Annotated in this window: 1 protein-coding gene; it reads left to right on the forward strand. The window is 63.4% G+C overall.

Going from position 1 to position 1,788, the window contains the following annotated elements; all coding sequences use genetic code 11:
• Positions 1-25: 25 nt before the first annotated feature.
• A partial coding sequence (locus tag AB0H71_RS33885) for an SDR family NAD(P)-dependent oxidoreductase (RefSeq protein ID WP_357029670.1) occupies positions 26-1,788 on the forward strand: 1,763 nt, incomplete at its 3' end.

The raw sequence follows: 1,788 nt of genomic DNA on the forward strand, positions 1-1,788 counted from the left end.
CGCGGGCCGGGCCCGACGAGTCGGGTTGCCGACCTATGCCTTCCAGCATCGCCGGTACTGGCTCGAAGCCGGATCCGGCAGTGGCGATGTCACCGCTGTTCAGGGCGAGATCGATATCGCGTTCTGGCAAGCTATCGACAACGCCGATATGGCCACGCTGGGAGTCGACCCGGGCCAACCCATCGGTGACGTTCTGCCTGTGTTGTCGGCATGGCGGCAGCGGCAGCGGCAGCGTTCGGTAACCGATTCATGGCGTTACCGCATCGGGTGGAAACCGCTGACCGCTGAGCCTGCCCGCCTGTCGGGTACCTGGCTGCTGGTTGCCTCCGATACCGTCGAGATCGACCAGCGCTTGACCGAGATCATGACCCGATCCGGAGCACGGGTGCGGTGGGCGAATGTAGCCCTGGATCAGACGGACCGAGACAAGTTCAGCGCCGAGCTCACTGCTGAGATAGTGGCGAGCGGAATCAGTGGTGTGTTGTCGTTGTTGGCGCTGGACGATCAGCCCAGTGCGCACACTTCGGCGGTATCGCGCGGTGTCTATGGAAACGTGCTGCTCCTGCAGGTGCTCAACGCGCTCGAAGTGGCCGTACCGGTGTGGTGCGTTACGAGCGGTGCGGTCTCGGTGGGAGCTTCGGATCGACTCCGCAACGTCGTCCAGGCTCAGATGTGGGGTTTGGGACAGGTTGCCGGACTGGAGTTCCCGCAATGGTGGGGCGGTCTGATCGACTTGCCCGTCGAATGGGACCCGTCTGTTCTGCAACAGCTGTGTAGCGCACTCTCACGTCGTGACGGCGAAGACCAACTGGCCGTTCGCGTTTCGGGCACCCTTGGACGTCGGATGCTGCGTGCCCCAGGTCGTGCCGGAGAGAGCCAACTGTGGTCTCCCCGAGGAACCGTCTTGATCACTGGGGGCACTGGTGGGATTGGAGCCCACTTGGCCCGCTGGGCAGCTGGGAACGGCGCCGAGCACCTGGTCCTGGTCAGTCGTCATGGGCCTGCGGCACCCGCCGCAAGCGAACTCCAGCAAGAGCTGCAGTCTCTGGGCGCGCAGGTGACAATCCTGGCTGCTGACATGAGCAACCGCGAAGACGTCGCAGAGGTCCTGGCCGTCATCGACAGCGGGGATATCGCTTTGCGTGCGGTTATCCACGCTGCAGGTGTGGCTGCCGATACCGGGATCCCTGAAATCGGCCCGGCTTCACTGCAAACCGTCACCGCTGCGAAGGTACGTGGCGCCCAGAATCTGGACCAGCTGCTCGGTGAACGCTCCCTCGACGCATTCGTGCTGTTTTCCTCCGGAGCCGCCACCTGGGGTAGCGGGTTGCTGGCCGGATATGCCGCAGCAAACGCCCACCTCGATGCCTTGGCCCACGACCGGCGTGCACGCGGTCTGGCTGCTACATCATTGGCCTGGGGCGGGTGGTCTGGTGGCGGTATGGCCGCTGTCAACGACTCCGGTGACTACCTCGACCGTATGGGTGTGCGGTTGATGGATCCCGAGCTGGCTATACACGCGCTGAGCCATGCAGTCGGTGGCGAGGAAACGCAACTCACCATCGCCGACATCGACTGGACGGTGTTCACCCCCATCTACACGATGGCAAGACAGCGGCCCTTGATCGAACAAATCCCGGAAGCGTACGCCGCTCAGGAAACGGATATTTCGACACAGACGAATCACTCGCTCCTGCGTCAACGCCTGAACGGGTTGTCGCGTCCCGAACAGCTACACGTGGTGTTGGAATTGGTACGGACCCAGGTCGCGCTGGTCCTGGGACACGA

Origin of the sequence: Nocardia sp. NPDC050697 (genome assembly GCF_040654395.1) — a bacterium.
Taxonomy (GTDB): domain Bacteria; phylum Actinomycetota; class Actinomycetes; order Mycobacteriales; family Mycobacteriaceae; genus Nocardia.